Annotated in this window: 16 protein-coding genes; 11 read left to right on the forward strand and 5 right to left on the reverse strand. The window is 57.6% G+C overall.

The genetic code is table 11. The features are described from left to right. Window position 1 precedes the first annotated feature (1 nt). Window positions 2-1,156 (reverse strand): Gfo/Idh/MocA family oxidoreductase, encoded by a 1,155-nt coding sequence (locus U9O48_RS02700; protein WP_324723464.1) that lies wholly within the window; start codon window positions 1,154-1,156, stop codon window positions 2-4. A gap of 191 nt (window positions 1,157-1,347) precedes the next feature. On the opposite strand from U9O48_RS02700, the gene U9O48_RS02705 reads away from it, so the two are divergent. Continuing rightward, window positions 1,348-2,406 (forward strand): LacI family DNA-binding transcriptional regulator, encoded by a 1,059-nt coding sequence (locus U9O48_RS02705; protein ID WP_285150354.1) that lies wholly within the window; start codon window positions 1,348-1,350, stop codon window positions 2,404-2,406. Here the strand turns inward: U9O48_RS02705 and msrA are convergent, their stop codons facing one another. After that, on the reverse strand, window positions 2,407-3,048 hold the full coding sequence (gene msrA, locus U9O48_RS02710; protein WP_324723465.1) for a peptide-methionine (S)-S-oxide reductase MsrA: 642 nt from the start codon (window positions 3,046-3,048) through the stop codon (window positions 2,407-2,409). A gap of 225 nt (window positions 3,049-3,273) precedes the next feature. Between msrA and tamA the strand changes: the two genes are divergently transcribed. From tamA to U9O48_RS02735, 5 genes are all read left to right on the forward strand, one after another. After that, window positions 3,274-5,007 carry an autotransporter assembly complex protein TamA gene (gene tamA / locus U9O48_RS02715; RefSeq protein ID WP_282493350.1) on the forward strand — a complete coding sequence of 578 codons (1,734 nt, stop codon included), beginning with the start codon at window positions 3,274-3,276 and terminating at the stop codon, window positions 5,005-5,007. Then, a complete protein-coding gene (gene tamB, locus U9O48_RS02720; RefSeq protein ID WP_324723466.1) occupies window positions 5,004-8,780 on the forward strand; it encodes an autotransporter assembly complex protein TamB in 3,777 nt (1,258 codons plus the stop codon). Before tamA ends, tamB begins: the two co-directional genes overlap by 4 nt. A gap of 2 nt (window positions 8,781-8,782) precedes the next feature. Beyond that, complete coding sequence (locus U9O48_RS02725) at window positions 8,783-9,127, forward strand: gamma-glutamylcyclotransferase family protein (RefSeq protein WP_095280525.1); 345 nt, start codon at window positions 8,783-8,785, stop codon at window positions 9,125-9,127. 208 nt (window positions 9,128-9,335) lie between these two features. Continuing rightward, complete coding sequence (locus tag U9O48_RS02730; protein ID WP_324723467.1) at window positions 9,336-9,587, forward strand: AbrB/MazE/SpoVT family DNA-binding domain-containing protein; 252 nt, start codon at window positions 9,336-9,338, stop codon at window positions 9,585-9,587. Continuing rightward, entirely contained in the window at window positions 9,581-9,931 is a 351-nt protein-coding gene (locus U9O48_RS02735; protein ID WP_285145747.1) for a type II toxin-antitoxin system ChpB family toxin, read from the forward strand. The genes U9O48_RS02730 and U9O48_RS02735 overlap by 7 nt, the downstream gene beginning before the upstream one ends. 108 nt (window positions 9,932-10,039) lie before the next feature. Here the strand turns inward: U9O48_RS02735 and U9O48_RS02740 are convergent, their stop codons facing one another. The 3 genes from U9O48_RS02740 to ppa all read right to left on the reverse strand — a co-directional run bounded on the left by U9O48_RS02740 (window position 10,040) and on the right by ppa (window position 13,882). Beyond that, entirely contained in the window at window positions 10,040-12,022 is a 1,983-nt protein-coding gene (locus U9O48_RS02740) for a TonB-dependent receptor domain-containing protein (RefSeq protein ID WP_324723468.1), read from the reverse strand. 72 nt (window positions 12,023-12,094) lie between these two features. Further along, a complete protein-coding gene (locus tag U9O48_RS02745; RefSeq protein ID WP_324723469.1) occupies window positions 12,095-13,165 on the reverse strand; it encodes a YncE family protein in 1,071 nt (356 codons plus the stop codon). A 186-nt stretch (window positions 13,166-13,351) separates the two neighbouring features. Then, window positions 13,352-13,882: an inorganic diphosphatase gene (ppa, locus tag U9O48_RS02750; protein WP_064324598.1), complete on the reverse strand. Its 531-nt coding sequence runs from the start codon at window positions 13,880-13,882 to the stop codon at window positions 13,352-13,354. A gap of 306 nt (window positions 13,883-14,188) precedes the next feature. Between ppa and ytfQ the strand changes: the two genes are divergently transcribed. From ytfQ to U9O48_RS02775, 5 genes are all read left to right on the forward strand, one after another. Then, the gene (gene ytfQ, locus U9O48_RS02755; protein WP_095284160.1) at window positions 14,189-15,145 is read left to right on the forward strand and encodes a galactofuranose ABC transporter substrate-binding protein YtfQ; all 957 of its coding nucleotides are present in this window, start codon (window positions 14,189-14,191) and stop codon (window positions 15,143-15,145) included. A gap of 111 nt (window positions 15,146-15,256) precedes the next feature. Further along, window positions 15,257-16,759: a galactofuranose ABC transporter, ATP-binding protein YtfR gene (gene ytfR / locus U9O48_RS02760; RefSeq protein WP_324723471.1), complete on the forward strand. Its 1,503-nt coding sequence runs from the start codon at window positions 15,257-15,259 to the stop codon at window positions 16,757-16,759. A 10-nt stretch (window positions 16,760-16,769) separates the two neighbouring features. Continuing rightward, window positions 16,770-17,795: a galactofuranose ABC transporter, ATP-binding protein YtfT gene (ytfT, locus tag U9O48_RS02765; protein WP_324723472.1), complete on the forward strand. Its 1,026-nt coding sequence runs from the start codon at window positions 16,770-16,772 to the stop codon at window positions 17,793-17,795. Then, a complete protein-coding gene (gene yjfF, locus U9O48_RS02770) occupies window positions 17,782-18,783 on the forward strand; it encodes a galactofuranose ABC transporter, permease protein YjfF (protein ID WP_324723473.1) in 1,002 nt (333 codons plus the stop codon). Before ytfT ends, yjfF begins: the two co-directional genes overlap by 14 nt. 93 nt (window positions 18,784-18,876) lie before the next feature. Beyond that, window positions 18,877-20,445, forward strand: a complete 1,569-nt coding sequence (locus U9O48_RS02775; protein WP_324723474.1) for a methyl-accepting chemotaxis protein — start codon at window positions 18,877-18,879, stop codon at window positions 20,443-20,445. The last annotated feature ends 23 nt before the right edge of the window (window positions 20,446-20,468 follow it).

Raw genomic sequence — 20,468 nt, forward strand, 5'->3', positions numbered from 1 at the left:
TTTACCAGGTGCCAGAGGCATCCAGAGTGCGGCTGGTGGCCTCTTTTTCCACAGAGGTGGTGATGCGCTGCTGGAGCAGGCGCAGATACTGTTTTTCATTCAGCGGGAGCGTCACCCAGTCGTCCGTCCAGGTCGAGAGGTGCATGGCGTTGGAGAGCGTCAGGCCGTTGATCCCCTCAAGCCCCGGGGCGATCAGCGGCTCGCCGCGCAGCACGGCGGCGCAGAAGTTGGCGGTAATGACGTGATGGTCGCTGCACTCGGGGGCGACGGGGATCGACACTTCCCAGCACTCCGGCTCGCCAAAGCCGTTCTGCCAGCGGGCGTTGAACTCGGTTTCAGATTCCCGCAGCCGCCAGTAGCGCAGCTTGCCCTCTTCGACGACGACTTTGCCGCGATCGCCCGCGATCTCCAGCCGGTTGGTCCCCGGCGTTTCGGCGACGGTGGTGATAAACACCCCGCTCGCGCCGTTGGCGTATTCGGCGTAGGCGGTGACGTCGTCTTCCACTTCAATCTGGCGATGTTTGCCGAACTGGCAGAAGGCGCGCAGGCGCACGGGCATCCCGACCAGCCACTGCCAGAGATCGAGCTGATGCGGGTCCTGATTGAGCAGCACGCCGCCGCCTTCACCCTTCCAGGTGGCGCGCCAGCCGCCGGAGTTGTAGTAGCTTTGCGAGCGATACCAGTTGGTGATAATCCAGTTGGAACGGCGAATTTCGCCCAGCTCGCCGCTCTCAATCAAATCTTTCACTTTCTGATACAGCGGGTTAGGGCGCTGGTTGTACATGATGCCGAACACCAGGTCACACTCGCGCGCGCAGGCGTTCATCTCCTGCACCTGGGCGGTGTAGACGCCCGCCGGTTTCTCGCACAGGGTATGAATGCCGTGGCGCATCGCCATGATGGAAAGCCGGGGATGATCGTAGTGGGGCGTGGCGACAATCACCGCGTCGATCAGCCCGCTGGTGAGCATCTCTTCGGCATCGCTAAACAGCGCCACCGGTTCGCCGACGAGTGCCCGGATGGCCCGATGCTTTGCCGGATCGTTATCGCAGACCGCCGTCAGGCAGGCCTCTTTCACCACGCCCGTCAGCAAATAGCGCGTATGGACCGTGCCAATATTGCCGATGCCAATAATGCCAAACCGTACCTTTTCCATGTCACACCTTAATTGGGTTAAAAAGAGTGATGAGGGGAAAATAGGAAAGGCCAACCGCAGCGACAATGTGTTTTTGTGAGAATACTCGCAAGGTGCATAAGTAAAAACCTACGCTCTGAAAATTTGGTTTTAAAATCAACAGGCTGTTTCTGCAAATATTTGCAAAAACTGAATGCGAGCGAGGTCACACTATGCCGGGCAAGCTAAAAATGGACGAAATCGCGGCGCTGACGGGCTATTCCGTCAGTACCGTCTCCAGGGTGTTAAGCGGCAAATCCTATACCAGCGACAAGGCCCGCGAGGCCATCGTGCGCTCTGCGCGGGAACTCGGCGTGCTGGCGTCCATGGCGAGCGGGCGGCTGTTGATTAACGGCATTGCGGTGTTTGCGCCCGAAAGAACCTTTCAGGGGCGGGGCGATATTTTTTATCTTGAGGTGACAAAAGGCATCGCCGAGGCCAGCGCCCCGCATGATGTCTGGATCAGTTATTGCGGATTAGAAGAGCAGCGCGCGGACGTAAAATTATTTCTCGAAAAAGCCGGGCATAAAAATATTAACGCGATCATTATTATTGGCACCGACGATTCCACCATATTTAAACTCGCCACCACCCTGAATAAACCCTGCGTGTTAATTAATTCTATCGATCGGGAAAATACCCTCGATTCTGTTTCGCCCGACCATCGGGCCATTGGATTTACCGCCATGCGCCATCTGTTTGAGCAGGGGCATCGCCGGATTCTGACCATGACCTGCCTGCGCCGGGAGACGCTCTACGCCCGACTCGACGGCATCAAAGAAGCCTATCGCCATTTTCACGTTCCTTTTGATCCGCAGAACGATCTGCTGGTGACCGAATGGTTTACGGCGGAGGAGGCCGAGCGAGCCCTCGACGGCTGGCTTGCCGCGCACGACAAATCCCAATGGCCGCAGGTGATTTTCCCCAACAGCACCAGCATGACCGAAGGCGTGCTCAGGGCGCTGGAGCGTCGCGGTCTGCGCGTTCCGGAAGATATTTCGATTATCACCACGGATTTTACCTGGAATCTGCAAAACCGTCTGGACGCGCCGGTGACCGGTGTGACGGTACCGTGCCGCGAGCTGGGCATTGAGGCGGTTCACCTGCTGCAAACGCGGCTGAACCGGCCGCAGGCGTCGGTGTTTAACCTGCTGCTGCAGGGCAAAGTGATGGATTTTGGATCGGTGAGCAATGCGACGCGCCACGCGGCTCGCGTGGCGCTGGATCAGTAATCAGGCCAGCTGTGGCGGCAGGCAAACGCCAATCCCGCCGATGCCGCAGTAGCCGTACGGATTTTTGTGCAGATACTGCTGGTGGTCGTCTTCCGCGTAATAGAACGGCGTGGCATTGGCGATTTCGGTGGTGACCTGGCGGTTATCGCCCGCTGTAACCATCGCCTGCTGGAAACGAGCCAGACTGGCGCGCGCGGCGGCGTCCTGCTCCGGCGTCAGCGGGTAAATGGCGGAACGGTATTGCGTACCGTGATCGTTACCCTGCTGCATGCCCTGGGCCGGGTCGTGGTTTTCCCAGAAAACCTGCAATAATTGTTCGTAGCTGATGACCGCCGGATCGTAGACGACGCGCACGGCTTCCGCATGACCGGTCTCACCCGAGCACACTTCGCGATAGGTTGGGTTAGGCGTGTAACCGCCGGTATAACCCGCCGCCGTGCTGTAGACGCCCGGCAACTGCCAGAAGAGGCGCTCGACGCCCCAGAAGCAGCCCATCGCGAACAGCGCGATCTCCATCCCGTCCGGGACGTTGGTCATCGAATGATCGTTTACGGCGTGTAAAGTGGCGACCGGCATTGGCGTATTACGTCCCGGCAGTGCATCTGCTTGAGAAACAAGATGCTTTTTGTCGAATAAACTCACGGTTGGGCCTCCGGGGCAGCGATGTTTCAGTTAAGGTTGTCATGGAGCGTTTAATTGAACACAATAAATACGCTGAATGAGTCTAGATTTAAACATAAGAAATATTAGGCCTGTCGGCCATTTTTCAACCCACAGATTGGGTTTTGGGCTTTTATGCCGTGAAACGCCGCGGAGCGGCACTTCAATTGCTTCCAGGGGTGGAAACAAGGATATTCAGGAGAGAACGTGCCAAAGATCCGCCAGTTATGTTTGGTCAGTTTATTGCTGACAAGCGGAGTCGCCAGCGCGGCGAATGTCCGTTTGCAGGTTGAGGGGTTATCCGGGACGCTGGAAAAAAACGTGCGTGCACAGCTTTCAACCATTGAGAGTGACGAAGTCACGCCGGACCGGCGCTTTCGCGCACGCGTGGATGATGCCATCCGCGAAGGGCTAAAAGCGCTGGGCTACTACGAACCCACCATTGATTTCGATTTACGTCCGCCACCGGCCAAGGGCCGTCAGGTGTTGATTGCCCGCGTCTCCAAGGGCGAACCGGTGCTGATCGGCGGCACCAACGTGGTGCTGCGCGGCGGCGCGCGTACTGACCGGGATTATCTGGATCTGCTGGGCACGCGCCCGAAGGTCGGCACCGTGCTGAATCACGGCGACTACGACCACTTCAAAAAAGAGCTCACCAGCGTCGCGCTGCGTAAGGGCTACTTCGACAGCCAGTTCAACAAAAGCCAGCTCGGGATTGCTCTCGACCGCCGCCAGGCGTTCTGGGATATCGACTACGACAGCGGCGAGCGCTACCGCTTTGGGGCTGTCACCTTCGAAGGTTCGCAGATTCGTGAAGAGTACCTGCAAAACCTGATCCCCTTCAAAGAGGGGGATTACTACCAGTCGCGAGATCTGGCCGAGCTGAACCGCCGTCTGTCGGCGACCGGCTGGTTTAACTCCGTCGTCGTGGCGCCAGAATTCGAAAAGTCGCGTAAAACGAAAGTCTTACCGCTGCATGGCGTGGTTTCCCCGCGCACCGAGAACACCATCGAAACCGGTGTGGGTTACTCAACGGACGTCGGCCCGCGCGTGAAAGCGACGTGGAAAAAGCCGTGGATGAACTCCTACGGCCACAGCCTGACCACCAGCGCCAGCATCTCCGCGCCGGAACAGCAGCTCGATTTCAGCTACAAAATGCCGCTGCTGAAGAACCCGCTGGAGCAGTATTACCTGGTGCAGGGCGGCTTTAAGCGCACCGATTTGAACGATACGGAATCGGACTCCACTACGCTTGCGTTGTCGCGCTTCTGGGACCTCTCCAGCGGCTGGCAGCGGGCGATTAACCTGCGCTGGAGCCTCGACCACTTTACCCAGGCTAACGTCACCAATACCACCATGCTGCTCTATCCGGGCGTGATGATCAGCCGCACCCGTTCGCGCGGCGGCCTGATGCCAACCTGGGGCGACTCCCAGCGCTATTCCATCGATTACTCCAACACCGCCTGGGGCTCGGACGTCGATTTCTCGGTCGTTCAGGCGCAAAACGTCTGGATCCGTACCCTTTACGACAAACACCGCTTTGTGACGCGCGGCAACCTCGGCTGGATTGAAACCGGCGATTTCGAACGCGTGCCGCCGGACCTGCGTTTCTTCGCGGGCGGCGACCGCAGTATTCGCGGCTACAAATACAAATCGATCTCGCCGAAAAATGACAAAGGCCAGCTGATGGGGGCCTCGAAACTGGCAACCGGCTCGCTGGAGTACCAGTACAACGTCAGCGGGAAATGGTGGGGCGCGGTGTTCGTCGACGGCGGCGAAGCGGTGAGTGATATCCGCAAAAGTGATTTCAAAACCGGCGCGGGCGTAGGTGTGCGCTGGCAGTCACCGGTCGGGCCAATCAAGCTCGATTTCGCCGTTCCTGTCGGCGACAAAGACGAACACGGTTTACAGTTTTACATCGGTCTGGGGCCTGAATTATGAGTTTATGGAAGAAGATAAGCCTCGGTGTGCTGATTTTTATCGTGCTGTTGCTCGGCACGGTGGCGTTCCTGGTGGGCACCACCACCGGTCTGCATCTGCTGTTTAACGCGGCGAACCGCTGGGTGCCTGGGCTTGAGATCGGCCAGGTGACGGGCGGCTGGCGCGATCTGCGCCTCAAGAATATCCGCTACCAGCAGCCGGGCGTGGCGGTGAACGCGGGCGAGTTTCATCTGGCGGTGAAGCTCGGCTGTCTGCGTGACAGCAGCCTGTGCGTCAACGATCTGTCGCTAACCGACGTGAACGTGGCGATTGATTCAAAGAAAATGCCAAAATCTGCGCCGGTGGAGGAAGAGGAGAGCGGTCCGCTGAACCTCTCGACGCCATACCCGATCGCGCTGTACCGCGTGGCGCTCAACAACGTCAACATCAAGATCGACGACACCACCGTCTCGGTGATGGATTTCACCTCCGGCCTGCGCTGGCAGGAGAAAAACCTGACCCTGACGCCAACCTCCCTGCAGGGGCTGCTGATTGCCCTGCCGAAAGTGGCGAAAGTGGCACAGGAAGAGATCGTCGAACCGAAAATTCAGAACCCGCAGCCGGAAGAAAAACCGCTCGGCGAAACCCTGAAAGATCTCTTCTCGAAGCCGGTTCTGCCGGAGATGACCGACGTTCATCTGCCGCTTAACCTCAACATCGAAGAGTTCAAAGGCGAACAGCTGCGCCTGACGGGTGACACGGATTTGACCGTGTTCAACATGCTGCTGAAAGTGAGCAGCATCGACGGCACCATGAAGCTCGACGCGCTGGATATCGATACCAACCAGGGGAGCGTTAACGCGACCGGACAGGCGCTGCTGCGCGACAACTGGCCGGTGGATATCACCCTCAACAGCGCCCTGAATATCGACCCGCTGAAAGGCGAGAAGGTGAAGCTGAAAGTGGGCGGCGCGCTGCGCGAGCAGCTGGAGTTTGGCGTCAATCTCTCCGGCCCGGTGGATATGGTGCTGCGCGGGCAGACAAAGTTAGCGGAGGCCGGTTTACCGCTGAATCTGGAGCTGGTGAGCGAACAGCTCTACTGGCCGTTTACCGGCGAAAAACAGTTCCAGGCCGATAAGCTCAAGCTCAAGCTGAGCGGCAAAATGACCGATTACACCCTGTCGTTCCGCACCTCGGTGAAGGGTGAAGGGTTGCCGCCTGCGGACATCACTCTGGATGCGAAGGGCAACGAGCAGCAGATTAACCTCGATAAACTCACCGTGGCGGCGCTGGAAGGCAAAACCGAACTGACCGCGCTGCTCGACTGGCAGAAAGCGATCAGCTGGCGCGGCGAGCTGAACCTGAAAGGCATCAACACGGCGAAAGAGGTACCTGACTGGCCGTCGAAGCTCGACGGAACCATCAAAACGCGCGGCAGTCTGTACGGCGAAAGCTGGCAGATGGAGGTGCCGGAGATCAAACTCACCGGCAACGTTAAGCAGAATAAAGTGAACGTCGAAGGCGCCCTGCGCGGGAACAGCTATCTGCAGTGGATCATCCCGCATCTGCACGTCGCTCTGGGCCGCAACACTGCTGATATCAAAGGCGAGCTGGGCGTGAAGGATCTCAATCTGGATGCCACCATCGACGCGCCGAATCTCGACAACGCCCTGCCGGGCCTCGGCGGCACCGCGAAAGGCCTGGTGAAAGTGCGCGGGACCGTTGACGCACCGCAGCTGCTGGCGGATATCACCGCCAACAATCTGCGCTGGCAGGAGCTGTCCGTTGCGCGCGTGCTGGTGAAAGGCGACGTCAAATCTACCGACCAGATCGCGGGCAACCTGAATCTGCGCGTCGAGCGTATTTCCCAGCCGGACGTGAATATCAGTCTGGTGACGCTGGATGCCAAAGGCAGCGAGAAGCAGCACGATCTCCAGCTGCGCGTGCAGGGCGAGCCGGTCTCCGGTCAGCTGCATCTGACGGGCAGTTTCGATCGCAAAGAGGAGCGCTGGAAAGGGGTTCTGGATAACACCCGCTTCACTACGCCGGTGGGGCCGCTGACGCTCTCCCGCTCCATCGCGCTGGATTACCGCAACGCCGAACAGAAAATCAGTATCGGGCCACACTGCTGGACCAACCCGAACGCCGAGCTGTGCGTGCCGCAGACCATTGATGCGGGCGCGGAAGGGCGTGCGGTGGTGAATCTCAATCGCTTCGATCTGGCGATGCTCAAGCCGTTTATGCCGGAGACCACCGAGGCCAGCGGCGTTTTCAGCGGTAAAGCCGATGTCTCCTGGGACACCACCAAAGAGGGCCTGCCGCAGGGCAACGTGACCCTCTCCGGGCGTAACGTGAAAGTGACCCAGACGGTGAACGACGCGCCGCTGCCGGTGGCCTTCGAGACCCTGAACCTGACGGCGGATCTGCATAACAACCGGGCAGAACTGGGGTGGTTGATTCGCCTGACAAACAACGGTCAGTTCGACGGCCAGGTGCAGATCACCGATCCGCAGGGGCGACGCAATCTGGGCGGCAACGTCAATATCCGCAATATGAACCTGGCGATGGTCAACCCGATCTTCTCCCGCGGCGAAAAGGCGGCGGGGATGCTCAGCGCCAATCTGCGTCTGGGCGGCAATGCCCAAAGCCCGCAGCTGTTTGGTCAGATGCAGCTCAACGGCGTGGATATCGACGGCAACTTTATGCCGTTTGATATGCAGCCGAGCCAGATTTCGATGAACTTCAACGGCATGAGCTCGACGCTGGCGGGCGTGGTGCGCACCCAGCAGGGGCAGATCAACCTCAGCGGTGACGCGGACTGGAGCCAGATCGACAACTGGCGCGCGCGCGTGGCAGCGAAAGGCAGCCGGGTGCGTATCACCGTGCCGCCGATGGTGCGCCTCGACGTCTCGCCGGATGTGGTGTTCGAAGCCACGCCGAGCCTGTTTACCCTTGATGGTCGCGTGGATGTGCCGTGGGCGCGCATCGTGGTTCACGACGTGCCGGAAAGCGCCGTCGGGGTCTCCAGCGATGAGGTGATGCTTAATAATGATCTGAAGCCAGTTGAGACCAAAAGTGCTGGCATTCCGATTAACAGTAATCTGATAATTCACGTCGGCAACAACGTGCGTCTCGATGCGTTTGGCCTGAAAGCGCGCCTGACGGGCGACCTGAAAGTGGCGCAGGACCAGCAGGGGCTAGGCCTGAACGGGCAGATCAATATTCCGGAAGGGCGCTTCCACGCTTACGGTCAGGATCTGATTGTGCGTAAAGGCGAACTGCTGTTCTCCGGACCGCCGGACCAGCCGCTCCTCAACATCGAAGCGATTCGTAACCCTGAATCGACCGAAAACGACGTGATCGCCGGGGTGCGCGTCACCGGGTCTGCCGACGAGCCGCGGGCGGAAATCTTCTCCGATCCGGCGATGTCGCAGCAGGAAGCGCTCTCTTATCTGCTGCGCGGACAGGGTCTGGACAGCCAGCAGAGCGATAGTGCGGCGATGACCTCAATGTTAATCGGCCTGGGGGTTGCACAAAGTGGGCAGGTTGTGGGTAAAATCGGCGAGACGTTTGGCGTAAGCAATCTGGCGCTGGACACCCAGGGAGTCGGTGACTCTTCGCAGGTGGTGGTCAGCGGCTATGTACTGCCGGGTCTACAGGTGAAATATGGCGTGGGGATCTTTGACTCACTGGCAACACTCACGCTACGCTATCGGCTGATGCCTAAGCTATATCTGGAAGCGGTGTCTGGCGTAGACCAGGCGCTCGATTTGCTCTATCAGTTTGAGTTTTAGCAATGCGAATATTTGTATACGGCAGTTTACGAACCAGGCAAGGCAACAGTCACTGGATGACGAACGCCCAGTTGCTGGGAAATTACAATATCGAGAACTACCAGTTGTACAGTCTGGGCCACTATCCAGGCGCGGTTCCGGGGAACGGAACGGTACAGGGTGAAGTTTATCGTATTGATAACGCTACACTTGCCGAACTTGATGCCTTGCGCACCAGGGGCGGTGAATATGCACGCCAGTTGATCCAGACTCCGTATGGCAGTGCATGGATGTACGTGTACCAGCGTCCGGTCGATGGATTGAAACTGATTGAAAGCGGTAACTGGTTAGACAGAGACCAGTACTGAGATAAACAACGCCACCTTCGGGTGGCGTTGTTTTTTGCGAGATGCTTCGCGTTCTGTTCTGCAATTTCCCCGCACTCCACTTTTTTCTCCGATGCGTTTTCCGAAACACCGAATTGCTGCACTTTTTTGCTGGCACTCACAAAAGCGTGGGCGTAAAACGGTTCTCGCACTTTCATAAGTTATACTTTGTATAACTATGGAGGTAGTCATGCGTATAACCATCAAAAAATGGGGAAACAGTGCAGGTATGGTCATTCCAGGCACAGTGATGAAAGAACTCGGTTTACAACCGGGTCAGAGTATGGAGGCTCAGGTAATGAATAATCAGTTAGTGCTCACTCCGGTGGCAAAGCGTTACACACTTCAGGAACTGCTGGCGCAGTGCGATACGACAGCACCAGAGATCAGCGAACAGGACATCTGGGGATCATCCGGCCCCGTGGGTGATGAAGTATGGTAACGCGCCCGATCTTTGAGCGTGGAGATATTGTGCTCGTCGGGCTTGATCCCGTAAGAGGCCATGAGCAACAAGGGGAGAGTCGGCCGGCGCTTGTTCTGTCAGTCGGTGATTTTAATCAGTTAGGCATGACGTTAATTGCCCCTGTCACTCAGGGGGGCAACTTCGCTCGTTATGCGGGTTTCAGCGTGCCGCTGAGCTGTGAAGAGGGGGACATTCAGGGCGTGGTTCTGGTTAACCAGATCAGGATGCTGGATCTCAATGCCCGACAGGCTAAACGGCTGGGTGTGGCCGCAGATGAAGTGGTTGAAGATGTGCTGTTGCGTTTGCAAACGCTTATCGACTGAGGCTGACTCTGCCGGGTGGCGCTTGCGCTTACCCGGCCTACAAAAGCTGCGATACCGTCATGTAGGCCGGGTAAGCGCAAGCGCCACCCGGCAATAAACGGCGCAGGATTAAAACTCAATCCTCGCCCCAAGATTATACCGACGCCCTTCGAGTTGCCCGTAATCGCCCCACGAGGTAGTGCGTTTCGGGTCCGCATCGAACAGGTTATAGATCCCCGCCAGCAGCTGCGTATTCTTGTTCAGCTTATAGCGCGCGCCGATATCGACCAGCGTGTAAGCCTCATATTTCGTGCCGCTGTTGCTGTCCCGGTTGCTGCTGCGGTAGTTCGCGTTGCTCCACAGATCCAGAGACTGCGTCGCCGCCCAGTTCAGTGACACATTCGCCATGTGACGCGGGTAGTCGTTCAGCGCGTAGCCCTTATCCACACCGGATTTCTGCTCGCTGTGGTTGTACGTGTAGTTCGCGTTGGCTTTCAGATCCTGGGTGACCTGCCAGTCGCCATTCAGCTCGATACCGTAAACGTCGGCTTTGCTGACGTTAAAGTATTTATCGACGGAATCCGCTTTGTAGCCGTTCACTTCGCACTGGTTGGTGGCGGTGGTTTCGCAGATCGTCTGCTCAGAGATTTTGTCCTTGAACTGGGTGTAGAAGACGGTGCCATCCAGCGACACAGATTCGCCGGTCCAGTAGAGTCCCGTTTCTGCGTTGACGCTTTTCTCTGGTTTCAGATCGTCGTTACCCACGGTCAGGAACGGATACGGCGGCGTCGACCCGTGCGGGGTGACGAATTGATCCGAGGTGGCGCGCAGCTCCGGTTTTTTATAGCCCGCGGAGATCCCGCCCTTCAGCGCCCAGGCATCGGTAATCGCCCAGTTGCCGTACAGTTTTGGCGTCATGTGTGCGCCGAAATAGCTGTCGTAATCGCCGCGTGCGGAGCTGGTCAGGGTAAAATCGTTGATCGTCCAGGCGTCTTCTGCAAACACTGCCCAGCCGTTGCGCGTCACTTTGGTGACGGGCTCGACGCCCGGCAGCGTTTTGCCTGACTCATAGAAATTGTCGTTCAGCTCTTCGCGCGTGAAGTTCGCCCCGACGGTGAGCTTGTGGTTATCCAGAGTGAAGGTGGTTTGCGAGTTGGCCACGTAGTTTTCAGTCTGCACGTACTCAGGCGAGGTGTTGTCCAGCAGATACTTCGAACGCCCTTTCTCGTAGTTGATGTAGTTGGTTGTCGCAATGGTGTCCTCCGCGTACCAGCCCGTATGGGTGAGGGTCACGGCGTCGCGATCGAACTTCCACATCCACGGCGTACCGCGTTTTTTGGTGCGGTTTTTTTCCTGCTCGCCCACAACCACGTTCAGGTCGAAGAGGTTATTGTCGCTGGCTTTCAGGCCCAGCGTAGCATCGACGGATTTGCGGTTGTGCTTGCCGAAGTAGTTCTGGCGCTCGTCATCGCGACGATCCAGCCCGTCAGCGGCAATGCTCAGGCCCAGCTTGTCCTGAATCAGCGGCCCCATCGCGAACAGGTTCAGCTGACTGGTGTTGCCCAGATCTTTATGCTCCTGCAGCCAGGTGTTGGCGGCGATAGCGCCCGTCCAGTCGGCCACGCCGTAAGGTTTTTTGGTGATCACGTTGACCACGCCGCCGAGGGCGTCAGAGCCGTACAGGGAAGACATCGGGCCGCGAATCACTTCGATGCGCTCGATGGCTTCCATCGGCGGTAAAAAGCCCGCTTCGGCGCCGATATCCTGGCCGTACGGGCGCGATTCGCTGGTGTTTTGCTTCACGCTGTTGACCATAAACGCCGTGTAGCTCGAGTCCATCCCGCGCATCATGATGCTGCCGTTGGCCATATCGCTGCCGCCGTTAGAGACGGAGACGCCGGGGATATTTTTAATCGCATCGCCGATGGTCTGGTCGGGCTGAATATCCAACGTTTTGCGATCGACCGTGGAAATCGTGGCGGGCGCTTCTTTTTTCTGTTGTGAAAAGCCGGTGGCGGTGACCACCATCTCATCGTCTGCCTGTGCGGGCAAAACCAGCGTGCCGGTTAACGCCACCATGCCTGTGAACATCATTAATTGACGCGTTTTCATAGCCATAAACCCAAAAAGGAAAAATAAAAAACACCCGCGGTCTTACGCCGCAGGGTGTGGTTGGTGAGGGAATCAGAGCTTATCGAGGGCGATTCTGATGACGTAATCCGGTTTCTCTTTCGCCACTTTCTCGTCCTGTTTGACGCTGGCATAGAGCACGTTCCCGTCGGTGGAGAGGGCGAGACTGTTCGGCATCGCGGTGGTGGCAATGCTGTTTTTCACCTTGTACGTCTGGCTGTCGATAATGCTGATGAGTTTGCCGTTGCGGTGCGTGACGTAAATCTCGTTACGCTTTTCGTTGTAAAGCACCGCCAGCGAGTTGGTGACGTCGATGTGATGGAGCACTTTGCCGGTGCGGATATCCACCACCAGAACCTTCGGGAGATCCGGGTCAGTCAGGAAGGCGCGATTGTTTTTGCTGTCCAGCGCGATATTCAGGAAGAAGTGTTTTTTCTCTGGTTCGACGTTGAAACGGCTGAGGATCTTGTCGCTCTGGGTATCGACGACGATCAGCCCGTTTTTACCGTTGACCACGTACAGACGATTTTTCTCCGCGTCCACCGCCAGCCCGGTTGGGTATTCGCCCATATCGGTCAGGGTGTTAACCAGCTGGCGCTTTTCGGTGTCGATCACCCAGACGATACCTTTTTCCACCACGGCGGTGACGTACAGGCGGTGATGCTGTTTATCGAGCACCATTTCGCGGGTATGGGCGATATCTTTCGGATTGCTGGTATCGGCGAGCTGGATAACCGCCAGCTCTTTGCCGGTCCGGGTGTCGATCACGGTGACGGATCCTTCCAGCGTGTTGCCCACGTAGAGAAGATGATTATCTTCGTCAAGCGCGGTGGCAAAGGCCCGGCGCGTGGTTTCAATCACGCCCGTTCCCGTCAGATCTTCCAGGTTCAGCTTGTAGATTTTGCCTTTGGTTTGGTCTTTATCAAACGAGGGGGCGCTGGCGGCAAACAGCACTTTTGCCTGTCCGTCGTAGGCCAGCTCGTAAACACCGTGGCCCACGGGCTGGGTGACAAAGTCTTTCTCTGGCAATGCAGCCGAGAAGCCAGACACGCTGGTCAGCATGAGTGCCGCTGCCATTGCCGCGCGAATCGAGGTGCTGAGGGTCTTCACATTGTGTAGGGTCATTGACGTTTATTCACATTTATTTACGAACCGCAAATGATAATGATATCTACTCTCATTATCAAATGACGAATGTGAACAGCGACTACCTTTTCTGGTGGGGCAATAACCGGTCAGATATTAAGGGGATACGAAATGGCGGGCACAAAAAAGCCCCGACGTGCGGGGCTTAAAGCATAGGGGGAAGAATTACTTCTTCGCAGCGCGCTCGAAGGAGGCAACGATTTCAGCTTTCGCTGCTTCTGCGTTGTCCCAGCCGTCAACTTTAACCCATTTGCCTTTCTCGAGATCTTTGTAGTGCTCGAAGAAGTGAGTGATCTGCGCTTTCAGCAGTTCTGGCAGGTCGTTCACATCTTTGATGTGATCGTACTCTTTGCTCAGTTTGGTGTGCGGAACCGCAACCAGTTTCGCATCTTCACCGGCTTCGTCGGTCATTTTCAGCACGCCAACTGGACGGCAGCGAACCACAGAACCTGGGGCCAGTGGGTACGGAGTCGGGACCAGAACGTCTACCGGGTCACCGTCCAGAGACAAGGTGTGGTTGATGTAACCGTAGTTGCACGGATAGAACATCGCGGTGGACATGAAACGGTCAACGAACAGCGCACCGGTGTCTTTGTCGATTTCGTATTTGATAGGATCTGCGTTGGCCGGGATTTCGATAACAACGTAGATGTCTTCCGGCAGTTCTTTACCCGCAGGGACGTTGAGTAAGCTCATGTGAGTGTCCTATGTGTATGCTAAACAAGTGGCGAGTATTATAGCCAACTCACGCCGAAAGTCTCCGCCTGTTTTCATTCTCATCCGCATCCCCGCGCCATTTTCAGAACCTTTCCATGACAGGAAAATCCATAAACTCAGCCGCATATTTCATGAGCGAATGAAAGCGATTACAAACTTGTGATTAACGTTTTATTCACTTTTCCGAAGTGTGATGTAACGCAATCCGTTACATATTCCATTGGCTATAGTTTTTTCGCAGAACATCTTTTGACCAACAATAACCTGGGCTACGAGGACATCATTATGTGGAAGCGCTTACTTCTTGTCACAGCAGTTTCGGCAGCCATGTCGTCTATGGCGATGGCCGCCCCTTTAACCGTCGGTTTTTCGCAGGTCGGATCAGAATCCGGCTGGCGCGCGGCTGAAACCAACGTCGCGAAAAGCGAGGCCCAAAAGCGCGGTATCACGCTGAAAATCGCCGATGGTCAGCAAAAACAGGAAAACCAGATCAAAGCGGTGCGTTCGTTTATCGCCCAGGGCGTTGACGCCATTTTCATCGCGCCGGTGGTGGCGACAGGCTGGGAACCGGTGCTGAAAGAAGCGAAAGACGCTGAAATTCCGGTGTTCCTGCTCGACCGTTCCATTGATGTGAAAGACAAATCTCTCTATATGACCACCGTCACCGCCAACAACGTGCTCGAAGGGCAGCTGATCGGTGACTGGCTGATTAAACAGGTGGATGGCAAGCCGTGTAACGTCGTGGAGCTGCAGGGCACCGTTGGCGCGAGCGTGGCAATCGACCGTAAGAAAGGCTTTGCGGAAGCCATCGCCAAAGCGCCAAACATCAAAATTATCCGCTCTCAGTCCGGCGACTTTACCCGCAGCAAAGGTAAAGAGGTGATGGAGAGCTTCATCAAAGCGGAAAACAACGGCAAGAACATCTGCATGGTTTACGCCCATAACGACGACATGGTGATCGGCGCGATTCAGGCGATCAAAGAAGCGGGCCTGAAACCGGGCAAAGATATCCTGACCGGCTCCATCGACGGCGTGCCGGATATCTATAAAGCGATGATTGACGGCGAAGCGAACGCCAGCGTCGAGCTGACACCAAACATGGCCGGCCCGGCGTTTGATGCCCTTGAGAAATTCAAGAAAGACGGCACCAAACCTGAGCAGCTGACCATCACCAAATCTACCCTCTACCTGCCAGACACGGCGAAAGAAGAGTTAGAGAAGAAGAAAAACATGGGCTACTAAGGCCGCTCAGTCAGGAAAAATGCCGGGTGGCGCTGCGCTTACCCGGCCTACAGGAAGCGCATTTGTAGGCCGGATAAGCGTAGCGCCATCCGGCGTGATGCAGGGGGAACCATGACTCAAGAACAACACCAGGAAATCCTCCGAACCGAAGGATTAAGCAAATTCTTCCCCGGCGTGAAAGCGCTGGATAACGTCGATTTCAGCCTGCGTCGCGGTGAAATCATGGCGCTGCTCGGGGAAAACGGCGCCGGGAAATCGACGCTGATCAAAGCCTTGACCGGGGTGTACCACGCCGATCGCGGCACCATTTTTCTGGAAGGCAACGCCATCTCCCCGAAAAATACCGCCCACGCCCAGCAGCTGGGTATCGGGACGGTCTACCAGGAAGTGAACCTGCTGCCGAACATGTCGGTGGCGGATAATCTGTTTATTGGCCGTGAGCCGCGCCGCTTCGGCCTGCTGCGCCGAAAAGAGATGGAAGCGCGCGCCACCAGGCTGATGGAATCCTACGGTTTCTCCCTTGATGTGCGCGAGCCGCTGAACCGCTTTTCGGTGGCGATGCAGCAGATTGTCGCCATTTGCCGGGCGATCGATCTCTCCGCCAAAGTGCTGATCCTCGACGAACCCACCGCCAGCCTCGATACCCAGGAAGTGGAAATGCTGTTTACCCTGATGCGCCAGCTGCGCGATCAGGGCGTGAGTCTGATCTTCGTCACCCACTTCCTCGATCAGGTTTATCAGGTCAGCGATCGCATTACCGTCCTGCGCAACGGCAGTTTTGTTGGCTGCCGCGAAACCCGCGAGCTGCCGCAGATCGAGCTGGTCAAAATGATGCTGGGCCGTGAGCTGGACACCCATGCGCTGCAGCGCGCAGGCCGCACGCTTCTGAGCGATAAACCCGTCGCCGCGTTCAAAGATTTTGGTAAAAAAGGCACCATCACGCCGTTTAACCTGGAAGTGCGCCCCGGCGAAATCGTCGGTCTGGCGGGCTTATTAGGGTCAGGGCGCACCGAAACCGCCGAGGTGATCTTTGGCATTAAGCCTGCCGACAGCGGCAGCGCGATGATCAAAGGCAAACCGCAAACCCTGCGATCGCCGCACCAGGCCTCCTGCCTGGGGATCGGTTTTTGTCCGGAAGACCGGAAAACCGACGGGATCATTGCCGCCGCCTCGGTGCGCGAAAACATCGTTCTGGCGCTTCAGGCGCAGCGCGGCTGGCTGCGGCCGATTCCAAAGCGCGAGCAGATCGCCATTGCCGAACGCTTTATTCGCCAGCTCGGCATTCGCACCCCCAGCACCGAGCAGCCGATCGAGTTTCTCTCCGGCGGCAACCAGCAAAAAGTGTTGCTCTCCCGCTGGCTGCTGACTAAACCGCAGTTCCTGATCCTCGACGAGCCAACGCGCGGCATCGACGTCGGCGCGCACGCGGAAATTATTCGCCTGATCGAAACGCTCTGCGCCGACGGTCTGGCGCTGCTGGTCATCTCCTCCGAACTTGAAGAGCTGGTGGGGTACGCCGATCGCGTGATCATCATGCGCGATGGCAAGCAGGTGGCAGAGATCCCGCTGGATGAACTCTCGGTTCCGGCGATCATGAATGCCATCGCGGCATAAGGAGTACATCGTGATGCCCCGTTCTCTCCCGAAGCAAGGCGAATCCAGGCGACGCTTCAGCTGGCCCACCGGCACGCCGCAAATCGTGGCGCTGCTGCTGGTGCTGGTGGTCGATAGCCTCGTCGCACCGCACTTTTTCCAGATTATTTTGCAGGATGGCCGCCTGTTCGGTAGCCCCATCGATATCCTGAACCGCGCCGCACCGGTGGCGCTGCTGGCGATCGGCATGACGCTGGTGATTGCTACCGGCGGGATCGACCTCTCCGTCGGCGCAACCATGGCTATCGCGGGGGCGACTGCCGCCTCGATGACGGTCGCCGGGCACAGCCTGCCGGTTGTGATTTTAGCGGCGCTGGGCACCGGCGTGCTGGCGGGGCTGTGGAACGGGATCCTGGTCTCGCTTCTGAAAATCCAGCCGTTCGTCGCCACCTTGATTCTGATGGTGGCCGGGCGCGGGGTGGCACAGCTGATCACCGCCGGGCAGATCGTCACCTTCGACTCCCCGCAGCTGGCGTGGTTCGGCAGCGGCAGGCTGCTGCTGTTCCCGACGCCGGTGATTATCGCCCTGGTGACGCTGATTGTGTTCTGGCTGTTCACCCGTAAAACGGCGCTGGGGATGTTTATCGAAGCGGTGGGGATCAACATTCGCGCCGCGAAAAATGCCGGCGTCAGCACCCGCATGGTGGTGATGCTGACCTACGTGCTGAGCGGTGTCTGCGCGGCCATTGCCGGGATCATCGTTGCCGCCGATATTCGCGGGGCCGATGCCAACAACGCCGGATTATGGCTGGAGCTGGACGCGATTCTGGCGGTGGTGATCGGCGGCGGATCGCTGATGGGCGGGCGCTTTAACCTGCTGCTGTCGGTGATTGGCGCGCTGATTATCCAGGGCATGAACACCGGCATTCTGCTTTCGGGCTTCCAGCCGGAGCTCAATCAGGTGGTCAAAGCGGTGGTTGTGCTCTGCGTACTGATTGTTCAGTCGTCGCGCTTTATTAGCATCATCAAGGGGATACGCGGCCATGATAAAACGTAACTTACCGCTCATGATCACCCTGGGCGTTTTCGTGCTGGGCTATCTCTACTGCCTGACGCAATTCCCCGGTTTCGCCTCGACGCGTGTGATCTGCAACATTCTGACGGATAACGCGTTTCTCGGGATCATCGCCGTCGGCATGACCTTTGTGATCCTCTCCGGCGGGATCGATCTCTCCGTCGGGTCGGTGATCGCTTTCACCGGCGTGTTCCTCGCCAAAGCGATCGGGTTCTGGGGGATCTCGCCGCTGCTGGCCTTCCCGCTGGTACTAGTGATGGGCTGCGCGTTTGGCGCCTTTATGGGGCTGCTGATCGACGCCCTGAAGATCCCGGCGTTTATCATTACCCTCGCCGGGATGTTTTTCCTGCGTGGCGTGAGTTATCTGGTGTCGGAAGAGTCGATTCCGATTAACCATCCGATCTACGACACGCTCTCCAGCCTGGCGTGGAAAATCCCCGGCGGCGGGCGTCTGAGCGTAATGGGCCTGCTGATGCTCGGCGTGGTGGTGATCGGCATGTTCCTCGCGCACCGCACCCGTTTCGGCAACCAGGTCTACGCCATCGGCGGCAGCGCGACCTCGGCGAACCTGATGGGGATCTCCACCCGCAGCACCACCATCCGCATCTACATGCTCTCCACCGGGCTGGCGACGCTGGCGGGGATTGTCTTCTCGATCTACACCCAGGCGGGCTACGCGCTGGCGGGCGTGGGCGTTGAACTGGACGCGATTGCGTCGGTGGTGATTGGCGGCACGCTACTGAGCGGCGGCGTCGGAACGGTGCTCGGCACGCTGTTTGGCGTGGCAATCCAGGGGCTGATCCAGACCTACATCAACTTTGACGGAACGCTGAGTTCGTGGTGGACCAAAATCGCGATTGGGATTCTGCTGTTCATCTTTATCGCCTTGCAGCGTGGCCTGACAGTGCTGTGGGAAAACCGCCTCAGCTCGCCTGTGACGCGCGTTAGCACCACAACGCTCAACAGATAACACCCTGAATTTGCTTAAAGTGTAAACTTTTTCCGGTAGCGGTCGATAACCTTTATTTCTGTCCAGAAATATCTCGCTACCGGAAATAACATCATGCTGAAAACGCTATCGATTCGTACCGGCTTGCTTTCGTTACTGGCCGTTATGACCCTTCTGCTGCTGATTGTCAGCGGCATTGGCATCTATGCCCTCACACAGAGTTCCTCTTCTTTACAGCGCATCAATCACCTGCAGGGTGAACAGATGGTACAGCTCAACGCGGGTTACACGCTGATTTTGCGCGCCCGTAATGAGGCAGGTCAGGCCGTGCGTCTGATGGAGATCGGCATGCTGGATGATGCCGCCAAATCCGTGCAGAACATTAATCGCGAAGTCGCGCAGGCGCAAAAAACGCTGAAAGGCGTAATCGACAGCGGGATTGAGAATCCGCAGGGGCAGCAGCTGCTGGATAAAGTGGCGGCGAGTTTCGCCACCTATAACACCGACGGGATCACCCCGATGGTCGCTGCGCTGAACCAACAGAGCGCCGATGCCTATTACGATCTGCTGGAGAACAAGCTGATCCCGGTCGCACGCCAGTTTGATAATGATATGCAGGCGTTCCAGTCGTGGAGCGAACAGCGCGGGAAATCGGAAGTGAAAGCGGTGCAGTCGAGTAAAAATCGGGTGATGATGCTGATTGTGATCGCCGCGCTGCTCACCGCCGGGATCATCGTGCTGGCCTGGCTGTCCCTGCGCCATATGCTGCTTAAGCCGTTGCTGGCGTCCATCGCCCAGCTTGAGCGCGTGGCAGCAGGGGATCTGACCCACAGCCTGAACGAACCGACCAGCCAGGAGTTTAACCGGCTGAATGCGGCCATCGAAGAGATGCGCCAGTCGCTGATGGGCTCGGTGATGCGCGTGCGCGATGCCAGCTCGCAGATTGACACGGGCAGCCGCGAACTGACGGCGGGCAACATCAATCTTGCCCAGCGTACGGAATCTACGGCCACCTCCCTCGAGCAGACCGCGGCCAGCATGGAACAGATCACCGCCACGGTGAAACAGAACGCCGACAACGCCGAGCAGGCGCACCAGATGGCGAAAAGCGTCTCGGACACGGCGGATCACGGCAGCGAAATGGTGTGCTATGTGATTGAAAAAATGCGCGATATCTCAGGCAGCTCGGCGCGTATCGCCGACATCCTGAGCGTGATTGACGGTATCGCCTTCCAGACCAACATCCTGGCGCTCAACGCCTCGGTAGAAGCCGCGCGTGCGGGCGAGCAGGGGCGTGGTTTTGCGGTGGTCGCCGGCGAAGTTCGCAACCTCGCCAGCCGAAGCGCCGATGCGGCGAAAGAGATCCGCACGCTTATCAGCGATTCACAGACTCACGTCAACGAAGGCAGCGAGCTGGCGCAACAGGCCGGTGAGACGATGGATGAGATCGCCACGGAAGTGCTGCGCATGACCAAACTGATGCGTGAGATCGCCAACGCCTCTCTGGAACAGAGTCGAGGTATTGAGCAGGTGAATATTGCGGTCAATCAGATGGACGAGACCGCGCAGCAAAATGCCGCGCTGGTACAACAGTCTTCCGCAGCAACGCGATCGCTGGAAGAGCAATCACGCGAACTGATTGAAGCGATGTCGTCGTTTAAATTGTCGGCACAAACGGCCTGATAATAATCAACCCTGGCGTGCAA

The sequence above is a fragment of the Lelliottia sp. JS-SCA-14 genome (assembly GCF_035593345.1).
Classification (GTDB): Bacteria; Pseudomonadota; Gammaproteobacteria; order Enterobacterales; family Enterobacteriaceae; genus Enterobacter; species Enterobacter wanjuensis.

Bases quoted from the DNA above. Each gene is read 5' to 3' on its own strand.
- U9O48_RS02745 (WP_324723469.1), bottom strand. From the start codon at position 13,165: ATGACCCTACACAATGTGAAGACCCTCAGCACCTCGATTCGCGCGGCA.
- U9O48_RS02730 (WP_324723467.1), top strand. From the start codon at position 9,336: ATGCGTATAACCATCAAAAAATGGGGAAACAGTGCAGGTATGGTCATT.
- U9O48_RS02700 (WP_324723464.1), bottom strand. From the start codon at position 1,156: ATGGAAAAGGTACGGTTTGGCATTATTGGCATCGGCAATATTGGCACG.
- ytfQ (WP_095284160.1), top strand. From the start codon at position 14,189: ATGTGGAAGCGCTTACTTCTTGTCACAGCAGTTTCGGCAGCCATGTCG.
- tamB (WP_324723466.1), top strand. From the start codon at position 5,004: ATGAGTTTATGGAAGAAGATAAGCCTCGGTGTGCTGATTTTTATCGTG.
- ytfR (WP_324723471.1), top strand. From the start codon at position 15,257: ATGACTCAAGAACAACACCAGGAAATCCTCCGAACCGAAGGATTAAGC.
- U9O48_RS02735 (WP_285145747.1), top strand. From the start codon at position 9,581: ATGGTAACGCGCCCGATCTTTGAGCGTGGAGATATTGTGCTCGTCGGG.
- U9O48_RS02775 (WP_324723474.1), top strand. From the start codon at position 18,877: ATGCTGAAAACGCTATCGATTCGTACCGGCTTGCTTTCGTTACTGGCC.
- ppa (WP_064324598.1), bottom strand. From the start codon at position 13,882: ATGAGCTTACTCAACGTCCCTGCGGGTAAAGAACTGCCGGAAGACATC.
- U9O48_RS02705 (WP_285150354.1), top strand. From the start codon at position 1,348: ATGCCGGGCAAGCTAAAAATGGACGAAATCGCGGCGCTGACGGGCTAT.
- yjfF (WP_324723473.1), top strand. From the start codon at position 17,782: ATGATAAAACGTAACTTACCGCTCATGATCACCCTGGGCGTTTTCGTG.
- U9O48_RS02725 (WP_095280525.1), top strand. From the start codon at position 8,783: ATGCGAATATTTGTATACGGCAGTTTACGAACCAGGCAAGGCAACAGT.
- U9O48_RS02740 (WP_324723468.1), bottom strand. From the start codon at position 12,022: ATGAAAACGCGTCAATTAATGATGTTCACAGGCATGGTGGCGTTAACC.